At 69.7% G+C, this 19,994-nt stretch carries 15 protein-coding genes and 4 pseudogenes; 10 read left to right on the top strand and 9 right to left on the bottom strand.

Annotated elements, in window-relative coordinates; translation table 11 throughout:
* Positions 1 to 44: 44 nt before the first annotated feature.
* Positions 45 to 578 (bottom strand): TerD family protein, encoded by a 534-nt coding sequence (locus IEZ21_RS28805; RefSeq protein WP_189324793.1) that lies wholly within the window; start codon positions 576 to 578, stop codon positions 45 to 47.
* Between the two features lie 153 nt (positions 579 to 731).
* On the opposite strand from IEZ21_RS28805, the gene IEZ21_RS28800 reads away from it, so the two are divergent.
* The 4 genes from IEZ21_RS28800 to IEZ21_RS28785 all read left to right on the top strand — a co-directional run bounded on the left by IEZ21_RS28800 (position 732) and on the right by IEZ21_RS28785 (position 5,063).
* Complete coding sequence (locus IEZ21_RS28800; RefSeq protein ID WP_189324792.1) at positions 732 to 1,337, top strand: YdbC family protein; 606 nt, start codon at positions 732 to 734, stop codon at positions 1,335 to 1,337.
* Positions 1,338 to 1,418: 81 nt separating this feature from the next.
* On the top strand, positions 1,419 to 2,078 hold the full coding sequence (locus tag IEZ21_RS28795) for a histidine phosphatase family protein (RefSeq protein ID WP_189324791.1): 660 nt from the start codon (positions 1,419 to 1,421) through the stop codon (positions 2,076 to 2,078).
* Positions 2,079 to 2,091: 13 nt separating this feature from the next.
* Positions 2,092 to 3,003 (top strand): ADP-ribosylglycohydrolase family protein, encoded by a 912-nt coding sequence (locus IEZ21_RS28790; RefSeq protein WP_189324790.1) that lies wholly within the window; start codon positions 2,092 to 2,094, stop codon positions 3,001 to 3,003.
* Between the two features lie 287 nt (positions 3,004 to 3,290).
* On the top strand, positions 3,291 to 5,063 hold the full coding sequence (locus tag IEZ21_RS28785; RefSeq protein ID WP_373302318.1) for a DUF4153 domain-containing protein: 1,773 nt from the start codon (positions 3,291 to 3,293) through the stop codon (positions 5,061 to 5,063).
* A 73-nt stretch (positions 5,064 to 5,136) separates the two neighbouring features.
* Here the strand turns inward: IEZ21_RS28785 and IEZ21_RS28780 are convergent, their stop codons facing one another.
* Positions 5,137 to 6,684: an MFS transporter gene (locus IEZ21_RS28780; RefSeq protein WP_189324789.1), complete on the bottom strand. Its 1,548-nt coding sequence runs from the start codon at positions 6,682 to 6,684 to the stop codon at positions 5,137 to 5,139.
* Between the two features lie 172 nt (positions 6,685 to 6,856).
* Here IEZ21_RS28780 and IEZ21_RS28775 point away from each other — a divergent pair, with 172 nt between their 5' ends.
* From IEZ21_RS28775 to IEZ21_RS28765, 3 genes are all read left to right on the top strand, one after another.
* Positions 6,857 to 7,480 (top strand): TetR/AcrR family transcriptional regulator, encoded by a 624-nt coding sequence (locus IEZ21_RS28775; protein ID WP_189324788.1) that lies wholly within the window; start codon positions 6,857 to 6,859, stop codon positions 7,478 to 7,480.
* A 104-nt stretch (positions 7,481 to 7,584) separates the two neighbouring features.
* Complete coding sequence (gene rnhB, locus IEZ21_RS28770) at positions 7,585 to 8,286, top strand: ribonuclease HII (RefSeq protein ID WP_189324787.1); 702 nt, start codon at positions 7,585 to 7,587, stop codon at positions 8,284 to 8,286.
* A 68-nt stretch (positions 8,287 to 8,354) separates the two neighbouring features.
* A complete protein-coding gene (locus tag IEZ21_RS28765) occupies positions 8,355 to 8,981 on the top strand; it encodes a hypothetical protein (protein WP_189324786.1) in 627 nt (208 codons plus the stop codon).
* Positions 8,982 to 9,274: 293 nt separating this feature from the next.
* On the opposite strand, the gene IEZ21_RS28760 is transcribed toward IEZ21_RS28765, so the two are convergent.
* Entirely contained in the window at positions 9,275 to 9,901 is a 627-nt protein-coding gene (locus IEZ21_RS28760) for a hypothetical protein (protein WP_033318875.1), read from the bottom strand.
* 478 nt (positions 9,902 to 10,379) lie between these two features.
* Here IEZ21_RS28760 and IEZ21_RS28755 point away from each other — a divergent pair, with 478 nt between their 5' ends.
* Positions 10,380 to 12,539, top strand: coding sequence for a RecQ family ATP-dependent DNA helicase (locus tag IEZ21_RS28755; protein ID WP_189324785.1), 2,160 nt, complete (start codon positions 10,380 to 10,382; stop codon positions 12,537 to 12,539).
* An 11-nt stretch (positions 12,540 to 12,550) separates the two neighbouring features.
* Here the strand turns inward: IEZ21_RS28755 and IEZ21_RS49140 are convergent.
* The 4 genes and pseudogenes from IEZ21_RS49140 to IEZ21_RS28735 form a co-directional block, all read right to left on the bottom strand.
* Positions 12,551 to 12,646: pseudogene (locus tag IEZ21_RS49140) on the bottom strand (transposase); the annotation flags it as partial.
* Positions 12,647 to 12,896: 250 nt separating this feature from the next.
* Positions 12,897 to 14,288, bottom strand: a complete 1,392-nt coding sequence (locus IEZ21_RS47850; RefSeq protein ID WP_246568214.1) for an urease accessory protein UreD — start codon at positions 14,286 to 14,288, stop codon at positions 12,897 to 12,899.
* A pseudogene (locus IEZ21_RS28740) lies at positions 14,285 to 14,596 on the bottom strand (GTP-binding protein); the annotation flags it as partial. The pseudogene IEZ21_RS28740 and the gene IEZ21_RS47850, both read right to left, overlap by 4 nt.
* Positions 14,597 to 14,615: 19 nt before the next feature.
* Positions 14,616 to 14,807, bottom strand: a complete 192-nt coding sequence (locus IEZ21_RS28735; protein WP_189324783.1) for a hypothetical protein — start codon at positions 14,805 to 14,807, stop codon at positions 14,616 to 14,618.
* A gap of 237 nt (positions 14,808 to 15,044) precedes the next feature.
* Between IEZ21_RS28735 and IEZ21_RS28730 the strand changes: the two genes are divergently transcribed.
* Positions 15,045 to 17,216 (top strand): TerD family protein, encoded by a 2,172-nt coding sequence (locus IEZ21_RS28730; RefSeq protein ID WP_189324782.1) that lies wholly within the window; start codon positions 15,045 to 15,047, stop codon positions 17,214 to 17,216.
* 311 nt (positions 17,217 to 17,527) lie between these two features.
* On the opposite strand, the pseudogene IEZ21_RS28725 reads toward IEZ21_RS28730, so the two are convergent.
* Together IEZ21_RS28725 and IEZ21_RS28720 are read right to left on the bottom strand one after the other, a co-directional pair.
* Positions 17,528 to 17,758, bottom strand: a pseudogene (locus tag IEZ21_RS28725) (fructosamine kinase family protein); the annotation flags it as partial.
* Positions 17,755 to 18,077: pseudogene (locus IEZ21_RS28720) on the bottom strand (DEAD/DEAH box helicase); the annotation flags it as partial. The pseudogenes IEZ21_RS28720 and IEZ21_RS28725, both read right to left, overlap by 4 nt.
* Positions 18,078 to 18,292: 215 nt before the next feature.
* On the opposite strand from IEZ21_RS28720, the gene IEZ21_RS28715 reads away from it, so the two are divergent.
* Entirely contained in the window at positions 18,293 to 19,861 is a 1,569-nt protein-coding gene (locus IEZ21_RS28715) for a DUF4192 domain-containing protein (RefSeq protein WP_189324780.1), read from the top strand.
* Positions 19,862 to 19,994: the final 133 nt, after the last annotated feature.

Below are 19,994 nucleotides of genomic sequence, written 5' to 3'. Positions count from 1 at the left end.
GCGGTACGGCCACAGGCCGTACCGCCCCTCACGGTCTGAGCGGGTCAGGAATCGTGGCGGCTGCCCATGGTCCTGGCGAAGGATGCCGGGTCCGTGTCGAAGCCTCGGACGCCGGGGTGGAAATCCCACTCTCCGGAGTCGTCGCGTACGAACTCGGCGACTGTCGCGGACGTCGCTCCCAGTATGCCGCCGAAGTCGTCCTCGAACAGGACGGTATAGCCCTCGCTGATGCGCAGCGAGGGGTGGTGCACCCCGACGAAGGTCCTCGGCCCGGAGCGCTGCTGGATGCAGACGCCGACGACAACGCGCGCGTACCGCTTGTCGAGACGGGTGAGCTCCAGGGTCATCACCTCGTCCCAGCCGAAGCCCTTGCCGTCCTTGCTGTCCCGGTTGAGGGTGATGGTGCCGTCCGGGGATCGGCTGTCGAAGTGCACTACGTAGTCGGGGTTTTCGTGTGTGCTCGTCGCCAAGTAGGTCGCGGCGACGAGGTCGAGATCGGTGGGTGGCTCACCGGAGGGACTCGGGTCCCACTTCACCGCGACCTCGACCTTGCTGATGCCCTTGCTGAGGCCGTTCACCAGATCTCCCCTCCTGGTCCCCTGTGACAGTCGCTCCAACTGGCGGGCAGCTGAAGCGTGTTGTCCATCGTGTCACGCACCTGGGGGCGCTCGCGCGGATGTACTCCGCCAGAGCGTGACCGAGGCCACGTTCTGTGGCCTTACGATGGCGCGGTGCTGGTCAAGTGGATTCGCTGCACCGTGGTGGACCGCCGCAGTTTTGAACGGGGGCAGCGGAAATGGGCGGGGCTTCTGGGGGAGCCGGGGTTCCGGGGGCAGGGCGGGGGCTGGAGCCGGGGGCGACCCGGAGTGGCCCATGTCTTCGCCTTCTGGGAGAGCCGTGCGTTCTACGACTCCTTCATGGCCCGCTCCCATGACCGGCTGGCCGCGACGCAGTCCGGCACCTTCAAGGATCCACATGTCAAACTCTTCGATCATCGATTCGACGTGAAGACCGGCTTCGAGCCGCGCTTCACGGACGCCGACCTTGTACGGGTGGCGCACTGCCGCGTCCACGAAGAGAGGGCCGAGCACTTCGCGTTGATGCAGGAGAAGGTGTGGAACCCGGCGATGGCCGGATCTCCCGGCATGGTGCGCGGGCTGTTCGGTGAGGCACCCGGTCATGAGTTCCTGGTGCTGTCGATGTGGAAGTCGGCCGCCGAGCACGGCAAGTACCGTGCCGAGCGCGTCGAACGGCTCGCCCTGCGGGCCCAGATCGAGGCGGACGTCGCGGCCCTCGCGGGCGCCATCGTGGAACTGGAACCGGGCTGGACGGTCTGAAGCGGTCACAGTTGTGTGACCTCCGTCGTATGGGGCCCGTACGAGTGCTCGATCAACCGCGATCCGATCTAGGGTTTTGGCATGGCACGACCACGGCGCATCGTTCTTGTCCGGCACGGAGAGTCGGTGGGCAATGCCGATGACACCGTGTACGAACGCGAACCCGACCACGCACTGGCCCTCACCGAGACGGGATGGCGGCAGGCGGAAGAGACGGGCAAGCGGCTGCGGGAGGTGTTCGGCCATGAGCGCGTAAGCGTTTACGTCTCCCCTTATCGCCGTACGCACGAGACATTCCGCGCCTTCCATCTCGACCCCGAACTGGTGCGTGTACGCGAGGAGCCGCGGCTGCGCGAGCAGGACTGGGGCAACTGGCAGGACCGGGAGGACGTACGCCAACAAAAGGCGTATCGCGATGCGTACGGGCACTTCTTCTACCGCTTCGCGCAAGGAGAGTCCGGCGCCGACGTGTACGACCGGGTCGGCGGCTTCCTGGAAAGCCTGTTCCGCAGCTTCGAGGCACCCGACCATCCGCCGAACGTGCTCATAGTGACCCACGGGCTGGCCATGCGGCTGTTCTGCATGCGCTGGTTCCACTGGTCGGTCGCGGAGTTCGAGTGCCTGGTGAATCCCGGGAACGGGGAGATGCGGATGCTCGTTCTCGGGGAGGACGGCAAGTACACACTTGACCGGCCATTTGACCGCTGGCGTGATCCGAAACCGTACGGAGTCACCGGATAGAAGTGGCAGGGCGATGACCGCTGACTCCTCTCCCTACGGGCGCTTGGCCCGCACCCTGGCCGCCCTGCGCGGACTCGCGGTGGGGGACGCACTGGGCTCGCAGTTCTTCGTGCCCGAGAACTACCCGCTGCTCAAGCGCCGTGCTCTGCCAGCCGGCCCCTGGCAGTGGACCGACGACACCGAAATGGCCTGCTCCGTAGTGGCCGTTCTGGCCGCCCACCGTCGTGTCGACCAGGACGAACTGGCCCGCTCCTTCGCGGAGCACCACGACTTCGACCGGGGCTACGGGCCCGCGGTCAACCGTCTGCTGCGGCTGATCCGGGAGGGCGGCGACTGGCGCGAGCTGGCCTCGGCCCTCTTCAACGGACAGGGTTCGTGGGGGAACGGCGCCGCGATGCGCATCGCACCCCTGGGCGCCTGGTACGCGGACGATCCGGAGCAGGCGACGCACCAGGCCGAGATTTCGGCGTACCCCACGCATCAGCACCGCGAGGCCGTGGCCGGCGCCATGGCCGTGGCCGCTGCGGCCGCGCTGGCCGCCGCCCCGGGTGGTCCGCCCAGCGCCGGGGCACTGCTCGACGGCGTCATGGCCCTCGTGCCGCGCAGCGCTGTGGAGGCCGGGCTGCGGCGTGCCCGGGACATGCTCGACTACGACGACGCGTCGACGGTCGCCGCGGTGCTCGGCTGCGGGCGGCGTACGAGCGCGCACGACACGGTGCCGTTCGCGCTCTGGTCGGCGGCACGTTCGCTCGGCGACTACGAGCGGGCCTTCTGGACGACCGCGCAGGTGGGCGGGGACGTGGACACGAACTGCGCCATCGTGGGTGGTGTGCTGGCCGCCGGGAAGGCGGGCGCGCCGCCCGCGGAGTGGGTGGAACGGACTGAGGCCCTGCCGGACTGGATATCGGCGGAGGACGGGGCATAGGCCCCGAAGGGCTGCCGGGTCGGGTACGGCCGGAGGGTTGCCGTGCCACATCCCGTGAGAGTGCGGGCATCGCTGTGCTCTGCTTCCTCCCGGCGCAAGCCTCCGTAACTGTCACAGACCTGACACAGAGCCACCGCGGCCCGCTGAGTCGGCTTACCCGCGGATACCCTGTCCGCCACGCCGCTCGTTGATCATCTCGGGCGTGCACCGACGAGACACCGGTCCCCTGGGCTTCCGCCGCAGCCACGTGCTGTGAGCCGCCCGTGGACCGGTCGGGAGGGGGTCCCGTGTCAGACACGCCGTCCGAGGCCGAGCCGAGAAGGCCGGGAGCAGAGGATGGAGGGGGCGCCAAGGGGAGCGCAGGTGGGGGCTCCGAAGGAGGGGGAGGCGCGGTCCGTGGGCGTACCGTCGCCCTGACCAAGAAGCCCGCTGCCGATGCCGATGCGCCCGAGGACGCCGTCCCCGCTTCGTATTCCGGCGACGCCGCCTCGGAAGGCGATGCCGACGGGGACGACCCGGACCGAGGGGACGTCGACTGGGGCTACCCGGTCGCCGAGTCCGCCTGGTGGTTCGCGGACCTTCAGGCGAAGTCCCCGGCACCCGTCCGCCCCGCCACCCTCTGGGCCGCCCTGGCCACCGGCGTACTGAGCATGCTCCTGCTCGGCGACGGACTGGCCCTCAACCTCCTGTTGGTGGCCGTTCCGGCCGCGCTCGCCGCGTACTACGCCGCTCAGGCGGCCGGCCGTGGCCTGCGGCGCTGGACGCTGGTGTGGGGAGTCGGCGGCTTCGCCCTGCTGGCCGTGCCGGCGCTGCGTGACGCCGACTGGCCGACGTTCCTGGCCGTGGTGACCGCCGTGGCCGCGGGTTCGCTCGCGCTGCACGGCGGCCGTACCTGGACCGGAGTGCTGTTCGGCCCGATCGGCCTGTACACCTCGGTTCTCACCGGCCCCGTCTGGGGCTGGCGAGGCCTGCGGGAACGGTTCGGCGGGGCCCGCGGCAGCCTGGGCCCGGTGCTGCGCGCGCTCGCGGTGGCCGCGGTTCTGCTGCTGGTCTTCGGGGCACTGTTCGCGGGGGCCGACGCGGCCTTCGCGGATCTGCTCGGCGGCCTCATGCCGGACGCTTCCGTCTCCGGCGGCCCCTGGCACCTCGTCCTGCTGGTGCTCGGCCTGGTCGGCGCACTGGCGGCGGCACACACGGCCGCAGCGCCCGTTCAGTGGGACCGCGTCGAGGTGCCCCCGGGCCGGGAGCGTGGCCGTCTCGAGTGGGCGCTGCCCCTGATCGTGCTCGTCGTGCTCTTCGCGGCCTTCAACGCCGTCCAACTCGCCGTCCTGTTCGGCGGATACGACACCGTGCTGGAGAAGACCGACCAGAGTTACGCAGAGTACGCGCGCCAGGGCTTCTGGCAGCTGCTCCTGGTCACGCTGCTCACCCTGCTCGTCATCGTCTTCGCCCTGCGCTGGGCTCCGCGCGACGGGGCGCGCGACTGGACGCTGGTGCGCGCTGTCCTGGGAACTCTCTGTGTTCTCACGCTCGTTGTCGTGGCATCGGCGGTGCGGCGTATGGACATGTACGTGGAGGCGTATGGACTGACGCGACTGAGGATCTCGGTGGTGGCCGTGGAGCTCTGGCTCGGCCTGGTCATCGTGCTCATCATGGCGGCCGGCGTATGGGGAGCCCGCTGGCTGCCGCGTGCCGTGATGGCCAGTGCCGCCGCGGGTGTGCTTGCCTTCGGGCTCGTCTCGCCGGACGGCCTGGTCGCCGAGCGCAACGTCGAGCGGTACGAGGCCACGAGCAAGAAGGACGGCGAGGGCAAGTTCGACGTCGACTACGCGCGCGGCCTGTCCGCGGACGCCGTACCCGCCCTCGACAAGCTTGAGGAGCCGCTGCGCTCCTGCGCGCTCGAGCCCATCGCGAGGGAACTGAAGAAGGAGAACAAGCCCTGGTACGCCACCAGTTGGGGCGAGGTCCGGGCCCGCGCCATCCTCGAGGACCGGCCGCTGTCGGCCGAGGAGGACTGGGAGGAGTGCCTTCGGCTCCGTGACGAGTTCCAGTACCGCTGAGGCACGCACCAGAACGTACTGAGTGGGTCGGACCCGCGTCCCGTGGACGCGGGTCCGACCCACTCGGCAGCGGTCAGCCCCCGGCGGGTCCTGCGGTGCCCGACAGGGCGTCGAGATCGCTCTTGCGGACCCGGATCACCAACGCGGCGACGGCCAGGGCCAGTACGGCCATCGCCGCGGCCGGGATGAAGGCAGTGGATATGCCCTGGGCGAGCACTTCATTGCCCCAGGGAGCGGGCAGTTGCTGCGTCTGCGCGAACTCCGCCTTCTGCTCGGGCGATGCGTTCGCCATGAACGCGGGCAGCTGTTTCTCCGCCTCGTCACGGCTTGCCGTACCGAAGACCGTGGTCAGGATGGCGAGGCCGAGGGAACCGCCCACCTGCTGCGTGACGTTGAGCAGCCCGGACGCCGCGCCCGCCTCGTGCTGGGCGACACCGGAGACCGCGGTGAGTGTCAGCGTCACGAAGTTCAGCCCCATGCCGAAGCCGAACACCAGCATCGGGCCCAGTACCCCGCCGGCGTACGAGCTGTCCGGGCTGATGAAGGTCTGCCAGCCGAGTCCGATCACGGCGAGCGCCGAGCCCACGACCATGAAGGGCTTGGGACCGAGCACGGGCAGAAGCCGCTGCGACAGGCCCGCACCGATGGCGATCGCGACCGTGACCGGGAGGAAGGCCAGGCCCGCCTCGATGGGCGTGTAGTCCAGTACGTTCTGCACGAACAGCACGATGAAGAAGAACATGCCGAACATCGCCGCGGCCAGGCTCAGCATGATCACATACGTGCCCGAGCGGTTGCGGTCGGCGAACATGCGCAGCGGGGTGATCGGTTCCTTGGCCCTGGACTCGATCAGCCCGAAGGCCAGCAGCAGGACCGCCGCCGCTCCGAAGGACCCGATGGTGAGGTTGTCCCGCCAGCCCTCTTCCGAGGCCCGGATGAAGCCGTAGACGAGGGAGGCCATGCCGAGTGTCGAGGTCAGTGCGCCCGCGATGTCGAAGCGCCCCGGATGCCGTTCGGACTCGCTGATGTAGAGCGGCGTGAGGAACGCGATCAGCAGGCCGATGGGTACGTTGACGAAGAGCACCCAGCGCCAGTCGAGCCACTCGGTGAGCATGCCGCCCGCCAGCAGACCGATCGCGCCGCCGCCGGCCGAGACCGCGGCGAAGACCCCGAACGCCCTGTTGCGTTCGGGACCTTCGGGGAAGGTCGTGGTGATGAGCGCCAGCGAGGTGGGCGACGCGATCGCGCCACCGACGCCCTGGAGGGCGCGTGCGGCCAGCAACTGCCAGGGTTCCTGGGCGAAACCGCCGAGCAACGAGGCGAGCGTGAAGAGCAGGATGCCGGTCATGAAGACCCGGCGCCGGCCGAGGATGTCGCCGGCCCTGCCGCCGAGCAGCAGCAGACCGCCGAAGGTGAGCGTGTACGCGCTGACGACCCACGTGAGATCGGTCGTTGAGAACTTGAGCGCGTCTTGAATGTGCGGGAGTGCGATGTTCACAATCGTCGCATCGAGTACCACCATGAGTTGGCAGGCCGCGATGACGGTGAGCGCGATGCCGGGACGTCCCTCCCGGCGGGCTGCCCCCGGCTTCTGGTCCTTTGTCAGTTGAGAGGTTGTCACTATTGGGTCCCCCACAAGTGCGTTAGTGAACGCTCGCGTTCACTGTCGCGTCAACGTTAGTGAGTCCCCGTCAGTGAACGCAAGCGTTCACTGAATCGCTTTCGTGGCGTATCGCCGGTCCGCTCGCTTTTCCCGAAGATCCCCGCTCCCCCTGCACAACGGAGACACTCAGATGGCTACTTCGCGCTTGACGGCCGCCCCCGCTCAGCCGGCCTCCCTGCGTCGGCGCGGCGCCGTACTCGAACGCGCGATCCTCGAGGCCGCGCTCGATCAGCTCAGTACGGTCGGCTGGAACGGCCTCACGATGGAGGGCGTCGCCGCGGGTGCCCAGACCGGCAAGGCCGCCGTCTACCGTCGCTGGCCGTCCAAGGAGGATCTCGTCGTGGACGCGCTCCGGTCCGGGCTGCCGGAGCTGGAGAACGCGCCCGACCTCGGCAGCGTGCGTGAAGAACTCCTGGTTCTCTGTCGCCGGGTGCGTGAGGCGATGTTCTCGCGCCCTGGATACGCGCTGCGCTCGGTGCTTTACGAGTGCGACTTCGGTACTGCCGAGCGCTTCCACATCGTGATCCTCGAACGCGTCGTGGAGCCGGGCGCGCGGCTCGTAGAGGAGATCATTCGTCGCGGGATCGCGCGAGGAGAGGTGCGACCCGATGCCGCGAACGGGTGCGTCTTCGACGCCATGCCCGCGATGATGCTGTACCGCTCGAAGGTGTGCGCCTGCGAATGGAACGAGCGGGAACTGGAAACGATGGTCGACCAGTTGATGGTTCCGCTGCTGCGGCCGAGCGGGGCATGAGGTGATGCGGGCGCCGCTTTCGAGCGGTGCTGAAGCCCTTTTGTGGTTGCCCGGAGAAACCTGGGTGTCGCATGGGCTTTCGGGCGGCGTATTCTGGTGCCGCCATGGCGTACGAAGCACCTACTCACACCGTCGAGCGCTCCTTGCGCGCCACCACCGGAGCGAAAGTCATTGCCGGTGTCGACGAGGTGGGGCGCGGCGCGTGGGCCGGTCCGGTCACCGTCTGCGCGGCGGTCACGGGGCTGCGTCGCCCGCCCGAAGGCCTCACCGATTCCAAGCTCCTCACCATCAAGCGACGTACCGAGATGGCCGAGGAGCTGACGAAGTGGGTGACGTCGTACGCCCTGGGACATGCCTCTCCGGAGGAGATCGACGACCTGGGGATGACGGCTGCGCTGCGGCTGGCCGCCGTACGCGCCCTGGATGTCCTGCCGGTTCGCCCCGACGCGATCATCCTTGACGGAAAGCATGACTATCTCGGCACTCCATGGCGGGTCCGTCCGGTCATCAAGGGCGACCGGACGTGCGTGGCCGTCGCGGCGGCCTCGGTGATCGCCAAGGTCGAGCGTGACAAAATGATGGCCGAACTGGGCATCGAACATGCAGACTTCGGTTTTGCGACCAACGCCGGGTATCCGTCACCCGTGCACAAGGCCGCGCTGGAGTTGCGGGGCCCCACCCCGCACCACCGGTTGTCGTGGGCGTATCTTGATGCGCTGCCCCAGTGGCGGCACCTCAAGAAGGTCCGCAGTTGGGCGGACGGAAGCGTTCCGGAGATCGAAGGTCAGCTCGGCTTCGATTTCTGACACTTCCGCTCGCACTCATGTGCCACCCGCCGAGGCGAATCGCACCGGCGTTTGATAAAAATCAGCTCATGCCTCTCATTCCCGAGGAGCCTCAGATTCACGAGAGTGCCCAGGGTCCCCGCGTCACTCCGGCCAACGGCCGCACCGCGCCGACCCCCCGCCCTGTACCCGGTCCCCGTCCCGTGGCCCCGCCGCGTCCCGGTCGTCCGGGTGCCGTCCGGCCGATGCCGTCGGCGCAACGTGCGCCGCGCGACACGCCTGTGGCCAAGCCGGAGCCGTCCGCTCCGGCCGCCCCCGCCGCTTCCTCCGCTCCGCAGATCCAGCTGATCCCGGCCTCGGCCGAGGGGGCGCTGGATGCCGCCGAGGAAGCGGTCGACCTGCTGCTCGACACGGGCCGTGCCCCCGGTGAGGTGCTGGTGATCACCACCGGCGAGCCGCATCCGTGGGCCGCGCACGAGTTGTCCTTCGGTGAGGCCGCGTACTGGGCCCAGCACGACGCGGGCGACGACGTCTTCTACGCCGACGCCTCCGTCGCCGGTCGTGTCGCGTCCCGTCCCGTGGTCGTCGTCGCCGTCAACGGCGGTCCCGACGCTGCCGCCACGGCCCTGCCGCTGGCCCTCGGCCGAGCCGGCACCCTGCTGATCGTCTGCGGCGACCCGCAGAAGATCAACTCGGTGCTGGGGGCGGGGGTCTGAGAACCCGCTTCCCCCGAAGGGGGTGGGTGCCGCCGCGGCGGCATGTGCACGGTGGACGGTTCGACGTGTGCCGGTACGGGGGGACGTACCGGCGTGGCCATCGTCGCCGTGCCCGACTTCATGTGGGTTGCCGTCGAGGTTTGCCGTGCGTCGGTACGTCACCGGGGCCGGGCTCCACGCGCGCGTGGGCGCCCAGGTTCTCGGGCAGGTACTCCGATTCCACCTCGACCGGGCTCCCGCGCGCGTGGGCATCCATGACCGCTGGCGGCGATCAGGCCGGCTCGTTCCTCGGCTCAGCGGGCCGCCGCGCGGCGCAGTATGTCCGAGGCGGCGCCACCGGTGCGCGGCTGGGACACCTCTGCCGCGGCGAAGGACTCGAAGGACTCCGGCACCGAGTCCGCGTTGGGATGACGGCCGCCGCGCCCCTCGCCCAGGACCTGCCAGCCCTCACCCGTCAGCGTGATGTACGCCCCGCAGCGCAGCCCGTGCAGTGTGCACGCGTCCCGCAGCCCCCACATCCACGCCCCGTCCTCCTCCGTCCAGCGAGCGTCGCCCTCACGGCAGTAGAGCAGTACGGCTGTACGCACCGGGGTACGGCGCCGCAGGTCGTGCGGGATGACCCGGCGCAGCTGCGCGAGCAGCGCGTTACGGAACATCCAGCCGTCCGCCGGAGCCGGACGCCGGGTGAACGAGGCGCTCGCCTGCAGCCGTTCCTCCGGATCGAGGACGGCCACTATGGCAGTCGTGGGCCGGGGTCGATGCCGGGAGTGCAGCCCGTTGACGACCTCCCGGGGATCGCGCAGCAGCGGAATCCCCGCGGCGGCCCACTCAGCGGGTTCGAGCATCCGGGCCAGTGAGTTGGCGGACGCGGCGGACGTCGGCATCGATGCCGCCGGGGACGGAGCGAATCCGAAGGTCACGGTCCTCCCTTCGGCTACGCGCCCATATTGCGGGCGGGGGTCGGGCGGGGGAGCGCACCGCGGCACAGCCCTAGCGGGCTTCGGGCAGGCCATGCGGGGCGCGACCCCAATTCTTCCTGTCGAACTTGATTGCGGCAACGAGCAATCAGGCTCACTGACTGTTATCTGGTGATGCGTCTTATATATACCCGCACAGTGCTCTCCCTGGCGACGCGTGAGGCACGTCTGCACGATGAGCACCAGCGGCACCATTCCCTGCGCACCGGTTCTCCGGATCATGCGCGTGGCAACCGTGAGAGTCCAGCCGGTCTTGGTCACATCGGCCGTCACGCGCGCGTTGGCCGTCGCGGTGGTGGCTGAACGCCCGGCCCCGGCCGTCCTCGAGCCGGGGCCGGGCGTGGCGGGTGCGCCCTTCGTGAGCTCTTGGTCACGCTTGGTGGATTCGTCGATTGTCAGTGCCGTCGGGTTGCATGGGGGCATGGACGATCTGGAGCTCCGCACTGAAGCCGATGCCATCCTCGCTGAGCTGGTCGGTGATCCGGGGGGTTCGGCGCGGCTGCGGGAGGATCAGTGGCAGGCGGTGGCGGCTCTGGTGGAGGAGCGACGGCGTGCCCTGGTGGTGCAGCGCACCGGCTGGGGCAAGTCGGCGGTGTACTTCGTTGCCACCGCTCTGCTGCGCCGGCGTGGCTCCGGACCGACGGTGATCATCTCCCCGCTGTTGGCGCTGATGCGTAACCAGGTCGAGTCGGCGGCGCGGGCCGGTATCCAGGCGCGCACCATCAACTCGGCCAACCCGGAGGAGTGGGACACCATCTACGGGGAGGTGGAGCGCGGCGAGACCGACGTTCTCCTCGTGAGTCCGGAACGCCTTAATTCTGTGGATTTCCGGGATCAGGTGCTGCCCAAGCTGGCGGCTACGACCGGTCTGCTGGTGGTCGACGAGGCGCACTGCATTTCCGACTGGGGTCACGACTTCCGGCCCGACTACCGGCGGTTGCGCACGATGCTGACGGATCTGCCGGTAGGTGTACCCGTGCTGGCCACCACTGCGACCGCGAACGCGCGAGTGACTGCGGACGTGGCCGAGCAATTGGGCACGGGGGGTGCGGATGCTCTGGTTCTGCGGGGGCCGCTGGACCGGGAGAGCCTGCGGTTGGGGGTGCTGGAGTTGCCGGATGCGGCGCATCGACTCGCGTGGCTGGGGGAGCGGCTGGGAGATCTGCCGGGTTCGGGGATCATCTACACACTGACGGTGGCGGCGGCGGAGGAGGTCGCGGCGTTCCTGCGGCAGCACGGGTACCCGGTGGCCTCCTACACGGGGAAGACGGAGAACGCCGACAGGCTGCAGGCGGAGGAGGACCTGCTGGCGAACCGGGTGAAGGCGCTGGTGGCGACCTCGGCGCTGGGGATGGGCTTCGACAAGCCGGACCTGGGATTTGTGGTGCATCTGGGGTCGCCCTCGTCCCCGATCGCCTATTACCAGCAGGTGGGGCGGGCAGGGCGTGGCGTGGACCATGCGGATGTGCTGCTTCTGCCGGGGCGGGAGGACGAAGCGATCTGGGCGTACTTCGCGTCTGTTGGTTTCCCGCCCGAGGAGCAGGTGCGGCGCACCCTGGCGGTACTGGAGGAGGCGGGTCGTCCGCTGTCGCTGCCGGCGCTGGAGCCGTTGGTGGATCTGCGGCGCTCGCGGCTGGAGACGATGCTGAAGGTCCTGGACGTGGACGGGGCGGTCAAGCGCGTGAAGGGGGGCTGGACCGCCACCGGCGAGCCGTGGGCGTACGACGCGCAGCGGTATGCGTGGGTGGGGAAGCAGCGGGAGGCGGAACAGCAGGCCATGCGGGACTACGTGGCGACCACGGGGTGCCGGATGGAGTTCTTGCAGCGGCAGCTCGATGACGAGGAGGCGGCCCCGTGCGGTCGCTGCGACTCCTGCGCCGGGCCCTGGCTCGATCCCGCCGTCTCGCCCGGGGCCCTCGCGGCAGCGACCGGTGAGCTGGACCGTCCGGGAGTCGAGGTCGAGCCTCGCAAGATGTGGCCGACCGGGCTCGCCGCGGTCGGGGTCGACCTCAAGGGCCGTATCCCCGCGGGCCAGCAAGCGGTCACCGGGCGCGCGCTGGGCAGGCTGTCGGACATCGGCTGGGGCAACCGCTTGCGCCCGCTCCTGTCGGCACAGGCCGCGGACGGGCCGGTCCCGGACGACGTGCTGGCCGCGGTTGTGACCGTGGTGGCCGACTGGGCGCGCTCGCCGGGCGGCTGGGCCAGTGGTGCCCCCGACGCGGCGGCGCGGCCGGTGGGGATCGTCGCCATGCCCTCCCGTACCCGCCCACAGCTGGTGGCTTCCCTGGCCGGGGGTCTGGCCCGGGTGGGCCGGCTCCCGCTGCTGGGCAGCCTGGCCTACACCCCGCAGGCCGGCGAGCATGCAGGGCACCGCAGCAACTCCGCCCAGCGGCTGCGCGCTCTGGCTGCCTCGTTCACCGTGCCTGACGAACTCGCCGCCGCCTTGGCCGCCACTCCTGGCCCGGTTCTGCTCGTGGACGACTACACCGACTCCGGCTGGACCCTCGCTGTAGGCGCACGCCTCCTGCGTCAGGCCGGTGCCGACCAGGTGCTCCCACTCGTCCTCGCCCTGGCCGGATAGGTGAACTCTGCGGGCTGCCCGCCCCGGCCCTGGAGCCAGGCCGGCACCGGCAGCAAAGGCCGGATAGCCGCCCACTCCGCGTCCGACATGTCGGAGGGATACCGGCGTTCCCGGTCCGGATGACCGGCCGCGTTGCCGTACGCATACGCGAGACAATCACACGATGGAGCAGCCGAGTTGAACTGAACGGGCTCGGACGCGTACAACAACGACACCAGGGCCTCCCGGCACTGCTCGGTCGGATTCGCATCCCCGAGCTGCCGAGAGGCCCTGTCTTCATACGCGTACAACGGGAAGGTCACCCCGCGGGAAACCTGTCCGACCCGCACGTTCCATGATCAGCTGAGAGACGGCTACTCAGTAAGTGGCCGGGACCGACGAACCGTCGAACTTTACGAAGTAGACCTGCTTCTCGAAACCGGCCACCGTCTTCCGCTTGAAGGTCGCGTTGTCGACGCTGCCGGCATAGACGACAGTGCCATTACCGTTCACGGCACTGAGGTTGTTGTCCGCGACCTTGAAGGACGCGGGGCTCGCCTTGCCGCTCTGCTTCAGACCCCTGTCCTTCTGCCAGTCCTTGGTCGCCGACACGGTACGCGAGTCGAACTCGCCGCTGATGTCGTCCTCGGTGAACGGGCGCAGGGTGCCGCTGTCCTTGAAGAAGGTGCCGTCAGCCACCAGGACGGTCTGCCACAGGGCGACCGCGTTGCTCTCGTCACCTTTCTTGAGCGTTCCCTCGTCGCCCCAGTCGTCGCGGGTGTTGCCGCTGCCGTCGATGACGCCGGCGTCCTCGTCCGCCTGGGCAATGCCCGTCGCCGCGAATCCCCCGAGAGCGGTGCCCACGGCCAGCACGGTCGCCATCGCTGCCTTGCGGAAGTGCTTGTTCATGTTCATCTTCTTTCCCTTGGACCGCTCGTCCCGTTGATCCTCACGAGACCGAGCGGGTTGCCGAATCGACTGACTCGACCATCCGCGAAGAGAGCCCGGGGAGGTAGTCACGTAGTTCCGGGGCTTGACATCCGCCCACCCTGGGATGTCAGGACGGCGTGGGACAGTCGGCCCGCCGAGGGCGTGTGTGTGCCTCGTCGAGCAGTTCCCGCAGCGTCGAGGTGGTTGGTGCGATGGCGGTGGCGAGCAGTGCCGGGCCGCCTGCTGGGGTGCGAGGACGGCGCACCCGTTCTTGGTGCCTTCGCCGAGGAGCACGGCGTCTCGTCGGACGTCGAGGCGTGGGTCCACGACCAGGAGCTGCTCTTCTCGCAGTACGAACCGTGAGGTAGCGGCGAGTTCGACGGTGTACGCCTGCTGCAGGTTGCTGTCGGCGGCGCTGATGAAGGGCTGCGGTAGCCGGCGCAGATGGGCGTGTTCTCCGGCGGTGAGGCGCACATCATAGGTGGCCGCTTCGGTGGTGGGGCCGCGCAGGGCGAGCGTGGCGGCAGCTGTGGTGACCTCCAGCTCGGCCTGGTCCTCGGCGGTGATGTCGAGGGTGAGCCGGTCGCCACCGAGCGGGGCGCTCATCGCGCCGGTGATCCCCACCGTGGCGGCTTTGCCGGCGGTGCGCATGCGCCGCAGGTGGAAGGGGCCGTCGCTGAGCAACTGCGGGAGGGCGGTGGCGCGTCCGTTGTGTGCGGCGCGGATCCGGGCCGTGGCACACACGCCGTAGGGGTGTCCGGCGGGCTCCTGGTCGCCGGTTGAGGGAATGTCGACGTCGGACGGGGCGTGGGCGGGGGCGAGTTGGGAGGAGGGGTTCATACGGTTGCCCCGGCTCGCCACTGGGTGAGGTGGCCGGTGACCCGGTCGGCGACTTCGCGGATGCCGTCGTCGCCGCTGGCCACATCGATGACGAAGATCTGCACGTCGACGAGGCCCTTGGAGAAGATGGCGGTCAGGTTGTCACCACCGGACTCGACGAGCACCAGGTCGAGGGGGTGGAGGGTCTCTTCCAGGTGCTCGACGGCTTCCAGACTGGCGGAGATGTCGTCGCGGATCGCGGTGTGCGGGCAGGCGCCGGTCTCGACGGCGGTGATGCGCTCGGGCGGCAGGACGGCTTCGCGCGGCAGGCGCCTGCCGCTGTCGCGCTCATGCCGCACGACGCCACGCGCGTCCTCCGGGCGACCACCTCGGGTCCCACTGCCGGGTTGACGGGGGATGGAAGCTGACGGCAAGGTCGGCGGGGTAGAGCACCCGGTGCCCGTAGCGGGCGCGATCGGCAACGTCGCCGACGGTGTGCAGGCCGTACTCGTCGAGCGTCGCGGCGATTTTCGCGCCCACGCCGGGCAACTCCCGGACCGGGCGGGGCGCAGGAAGGCGGCGATCGCCTTGGGGGAGTCGCCGGTGACGGTGCGCTGTTGGCCTCAGAACAGGCCGACCTGCGGTGCGCGATGACGCCACCGTGGTGCTGTCGGACTACTCAGAGATGATCTTGCTGTGGCGGGTGTGACCACGGCGTCGGAGCGCGTACAAAAAACTCCTGTGCGTCGGCTCGCACACCTCTGCGATCATCCCCGAATGGCGCACAGTCTCGAATCGCTGGTCATCCGGCACACCCACCGCCTCTCCTCCCCCAAGGGCTCCGCCGGGGAAGGAGTCACCGCCGCGCGGCAGTTCGACGCGGCGCTGACGTCCGTGGGCTTCAAGCTCTCGGCGGAGCTGCTGGCGCGGCTGTCGGGGCTGTCCGAGGCCGCGGTCGTGCACACCGCCAAGCGGACGCTGCACAGCGTGAGCGAGATGGTGGGCGACCACGTCCGGCACAACTCGTACTTCATCGACTTCCCGGCGAACGTGCCGGACACCGAAGAGTTCTGGATGCGGTGCGTGACGCAGGCGCTCGGCGACGACAAGTCGCGCGAGAACGTGCTGACGCAGCTGGCGCACGGAGTGCTGGACCTGCTCAGCCTCCCCACGTACGGCCGCTACCAGCACACCTACGAGGAGATGCTCGCGGCGCAGGACGAGCTGATCGCCTCGGCGGGCGACCGGGTGACCGTCCTGCACCTCGGCCGGGACCTGGACGACGAACTCACCGACCTGTACCTGGCCCTGGCGGGCAGCACGACCCCGCTGGGCGAGGACCACCTGCGCGACCTCAAGACCCTCGCCGAGCGGTGTGCGCTGGGCCCCCAGCCGGAGTCGATCCCGGTTCGGGAGAACCGGGCGGTCGTCAACGAGGCCCGTCTCGGCGTCGGGGCGGACCTCCTCCTGGACACCGTCACCGATGTGCTGCGGCTGGCCTGCGCACTGTCGGGCGGCGACGTGATGCTGCAGGAGCCGACCCGGTTCCGGGCGCTGTCACGGCCGGTGCGCCGCGGGCTGCTCGCGGGCCTCGACGCCGTGGTCGCGGCGAACCCCGCCAAGCTGGCCGATGTGCACGCGCACCGCGAGCCCTTCAAGCGGCTGGGTGAGCGTCTCCACCCGCACGAGTACCCGCGCTGGCCGCACGCCGCCGATGTGTTCGCCGTCGCGCGGGGCGAGAAGGAGGCGCGCTCCTTCGACAGCCGGGTCGAGAAGCTGCTCGACGCGTTCGACGTCCTCGGTGCGGTGCAGCTGCTGAAGTCCGCTCCCGGCAAGCTGTTCCGTGCCCTGGACCTCCTGCTGCGCATCGCCGCCGACCAGGAGGAGCGGGACGCGGTGGTGGCCGCCGCGGTGGAGGTCGCTCCCGAGGTCTCCGGCCGGGTCGTGCTCTCGGTGCGCGAGCACCTCCACAACCGGGAGCGGGAGACCGACGAACCCCGCATCTTCGTCAACCGCCGGGGTCGCGCCTGGGTGACCCCCGACGTCCGGCCGCCCGTCCCCGCCGCCGACCGCGACCGGCTGATCGCCGCCCTCGACGCCGAGATGCGCCGTCGGCTCCCGGCCCCGGGCCGGCTGCTGCTCGACCCCGACATCCTGGACGTGGCGCTCCCGCTCAGCGGCCGGGCAACCGCGGCCGGGCTCGGCGTACTGCCGCGAGGTTCGGTCTCGACGGTCGACGGCGAACAGCTGCGCTTCTTCGTGTACTGGAAGGAGACCGAGAACCGGACCGACTACGACCTCTCGGCGCTGCTTCTCCACGCCGACTACAGCACCGACTCCTGGCTCTCCTACACCTCCCTCACGGCTGTCGGGGGCGAGCACTCGGGCGATGTCACCGAGGCGCCCGACGGGGCCTCGGAATTCGTCAACCTGTCCCTGGACCGGGTACGCAGCGCATTCATCGTGCCGCAGGTCAACATCTACGCCGGCGAAGGCTTCGAGGAGGTCGAGGAGTCGTTCTTCGGGTTCATGCTGCGCGACGGCGAGCAGAAGGGCCGGCCGTTCGAGCCACGCACCGTGCGGATGAAGTCGGAGCTGCGCGGAGTGGGCAGGGTGGCGCTGCCGCTGGTGTTCCGGCGCGAGGACGACGGCCGGTGGCGCGCGAAGTGGCTGCACCTGTACCTGAAGGGCATCTCATCGGCCAACCGGGTCGAGGAGAACCAGGTATCGGTGTCCAAGGTGGTGCGCGCCCTCGTGGAGCGCGAGCAGCTGACGGTGTGGTACCTGATCGACCTGATGTCCCGCGACACCACGGCCGTGGACCTGTGGGACGGCGGGCCGGTCCCGGACGAGCCCGTGATGTACATCGGTCTCGAACGTCCCGAGGGCCTGCACCCGGACTCCCGGATCATCACCCTCGAAAATCTGCGCGACCTGATCCCGGGCTGAGTGCTAGCGTTGCCCACGGCGAGGCCATGAAGGGGCTTCCTTCTCATTCACTCCAAATGAACTCAAGTCCTTTCGCTCTCCTCGCCCTCGACTTCGACTGGGAGGCGCCCGCGCGGCGCCTCCCAGTTTTCGTGTGCGCAGACGGCTCATCACCCCGGAAAACCCACACGACTTGGCCCCGGGCCGACCGATAACGTTGCCTGCGGCGAGGCCATGAAAGGGCTTCCTTCTCCTCCGCCGTGAAAGCGGCTTACATGCGATGAGTCCCTTCGCTTTCCTCGCCTCGACGTCGCTCCGCGCGGCGCCCGCGCTCACCGCGCGAGCGCCGCCCGAGCCGTTTTCAGGGCCTGTTCCGCGTAGCCGCGGCCGACGAACGCGGCGTGCACCAGCAGTGGGAAGAACTGGTGCAGTCCGACGCGGTCCGCCCAGCCGTCGGCGAGGGATGCCGCCCACCGGTAGCCGTCAAGGACCTGGTCCGAGTAGGGGCAGCCGAAGAGGGCGGGCATCGCCAGGTCGGTCTCGCTGTGGCCGTCGTGCGTGGAGAAAACAGTGCTTCCGGGCTCACCAGGAGCACATCGACCTCACCCGCGGCCACCTCGTGCTGGATCGTGTCCCACTCCTCCGTGTTGGACGAGTTGATGGTCCGCGCCTGGATCCCGGCGCGTGCGGCCGCCTCGACCTGGTTGTGCATGAGCGCGAGGAGCGGGGAGACGATGACCGTGGGCCTGCGCCCTGCTCGTGCATCAGCGCGGTCGCGACGAAGTGCACCGCGGACTTGCCCCAGCCGGTGTGCTGCACGACCAGGGCTCTGCGCTTGTCGGCGAAGAGTGCTTCGATGGCTCGCCACTGGTCCTCGCACAGTCGGGCCGCGCCCGCCCGGGCGCCGACGAGGCGGGCGAGAACAGTATCGGCCGCGCGCGGTACGCAGTTCTTCGTGGGTCATGGCCCCATGCAACCCGATGGGTCGGACATCGCACGAATGCGTCCGCCGCGCTGTGGACAACTTCTGACGCGGTCATGATCATGGTTATCCACAGGGTAAAGCGGAATTCTGGAATCCGCGGGATGGTCGCCACATGACGAATCACAGCGAAGCGGCCGGGACTTCCGGCAACGGCAACATCAGCGGGCGCGACGGGCATGGAGAAGGGAGCGGGCGCGATGGTCATGGGGAAGACCGCGCGGTTGGAGGTGCCGACGGTGCGGGGCGCGGTGCGGACGGTGTCCCGTGCGCCGAGCACCAGGTCACGCTCCGCACTCCGGCCGAACTGGCCGATGCATTGCCGTACTTGCTCGGGTACCGGCCCGAGGACAGCATCGTGCTCGTCGCCCTGCACGACCGGGACGGGCGGGGCCGGTTCGGCGGGCGAGCACGGCTCGGCATCCCCGGCAACGCGGACGACTGGCCGGCCGTCGCCGAGCAATTGGCCCAGGGCCTGATCAAGGGAAGTGAACGCAGGGGCGCACCGGTCGAGAGCATGGTCGCCTTCCTCTGTCAGGACCCCAAGGACAACGAGTCCGGGTGGGAGGTCATGGAACGGCTGCGCCCACTGGCGCAGTTGCTGCGCACGGCGTGCGGCGTTCTAGACGTCCCCGTGGTCGAGACACTGTGCATCACGGACAACCGCTTCTGGTCGTACTGCTGTCCCAGTGAGGAGTGCTGTCCTTCCGGCGGTACGCCCATGGGCCTGCCCGGCACCTCGGTCCTGGCCGCTGCGGCGACTTACGCCGGTCTCCAAGTGCGGGGCACCTTGCGGGAGTTGAGGTCCAGGCTCAGCCCCTGGGAGACCGCGGCGGCGCTGGAGCAGGAGTCCGCGCTGAACGCCGTGAGCATGGCCCTCATCCCCAGGATCCTGGACAACGAGAGCCGCGCGGACGTGGCGGCCCAGACCCTGGAGCTGGCCGACCGGGTCATGCGCCGGTTCGCCGATGCCCCACCCTTGTCCGGCACGCTTCCGGCGGATCTCCGCGATGATGAGCTACTGGCCCATGACGAGGCCGCCACCCTGATCCTCGGTCTCCAGGACCGCACGACGCGCGACAGCGCGGCGGAGTGGATGGAGGGCGATGAGGCGGGTCCGGCGTTGCGCCTGTGGCGTGCCCTGGCCCGCCGCTGTGTCGGAGCGTACGGAGAGCACGCCGCTGCGCCGCTGACCCTCGCGGGATGGGTCGCCTGGTCCTCCGGCGATGAGCTGGAGGCCCGCGAAGCCCTCGCCATGGCGCTCGGCGCGGACCCCGGGTATCTCTTCGCTCGCCTGCTGCACCAGGCGTGCAACGAGGGGCTGGATCCCGAGTCGATCCGCCGGTGCCTTCGGAAGGAGCGCACCGATCGCAGCGGCGTGACGGCGGGGTCCGAGGCGAGCGTTTCCTCGGCGCCGCGGGCCGGAGCCGACGGGCCGCCCGGCCGCACCCCGACACCGTCGACACGGACGGCGTTCCGCCGCCGACGCAGGACGCGGTCCACCGGCAGCTCCGGCGGCCATCCGAGCCGACGCTCCACCGGGCCGGGAGGCACGCGCCGCCCCCGGCCTGCCGCCGAGAGCCCCACCGCCGCGGAAGGACGCGGCCGGGTCGGCGACAGCACGAGCAGCACTTCTCGGCCCCGGCGAGGGGCTGGACGTCGTGAGACAAGGAGCGACACATGAGGGTGGGGCAACGGTACTTCTCCGTACGCGTCAGCAGGCTCGGTCTCGCCATGGCCGAGGAGGCGGCCGGCGGGCTGCAGCCGGGGGTGCGAGCCCGTTGGACCCGATGGGATCAAGGGCCGACGGCCTCCCC

The sequence above is a fragment of the Streptomyces flaveus genome (genome assembly GCF_014647675.1).
Lineage (GTDB): Bacteria > Actinomycetota > Actinomycetes > Streptomycetales > Streptomycetaceae > Streptomyces > Streptomyces flaveus.
The sequence above is the reverse complement of the archived record's forward strand: the minus strand, read 5'-3'. Positions and strand labels throughout refer to the sequence as shown.

Bases quoted from the DNA above. Each gene is read 5' to 3' on its own strand.
- IEZ21_RS28795 (WP_189324791.1), top strand. From the start codon at position 1,419: ATGGCACGACCACGGCGCATCGTTCTTGTCCGGCACGGAGAGTCGGTG.
- IEZ21_RS28790 (WP_189324790.1), top strand. From the start codon at position 2,092: ATGACCGCTGACTCCTCTCCCTACGGGCGCTTGGCCCGCACCCTGGCC.
- IEZ21_RS28775 (WP_189324788.1), top strand. From the start codon at position 6,857: ATGGCTACTTCGCGCTTGACGGCCGCCCCCGCTCAGCCGGCCTCCCTG.
- rnhB (WP_189324787.1), top strand. From the start codon at position 7,585: ATGGCGTACGAAGCACCTACTCACACCGTCGAGCGCTCCTTGCGCGCC.
- IEZ21_RS28765 (WP_189324786.1), top strand. From the start codon at position 8,355: ATGCCTCTCATTCCCGAGGAGCCTCAGATTCACGAGAGTGCCCAGGGT.
- IEZ21_RS28755 (WP_189324785.1), top strand. From the start codon at position 10,380: ATGGACGATCTGGAGCTCCGCACTGAAGCCGATGCCATCCTCGCTGAG.
- IEZ21_RS47850 (WP_246568214.1), bottom strand. From the start codon at position 14,288: ATGAACCCCTCCTCCCAACTCGCCCCCGCCCACGCCCCGTCCGACGTC.
- IEZ21_RS28730 (WP_189324782.1), top strand. From the start codon at position 15,045: ATGGCGCACAGTCTCGAATCGCTGGTCATCCGGCACACCCACCGCCTC.
- IEZ21_RS28715 (WP_189324780.1), top strand. From the start codon at position 18,293: ATGACGAATCACAGCGAAGCGGCCGGGACTTCCGGCAACGGCAACATC.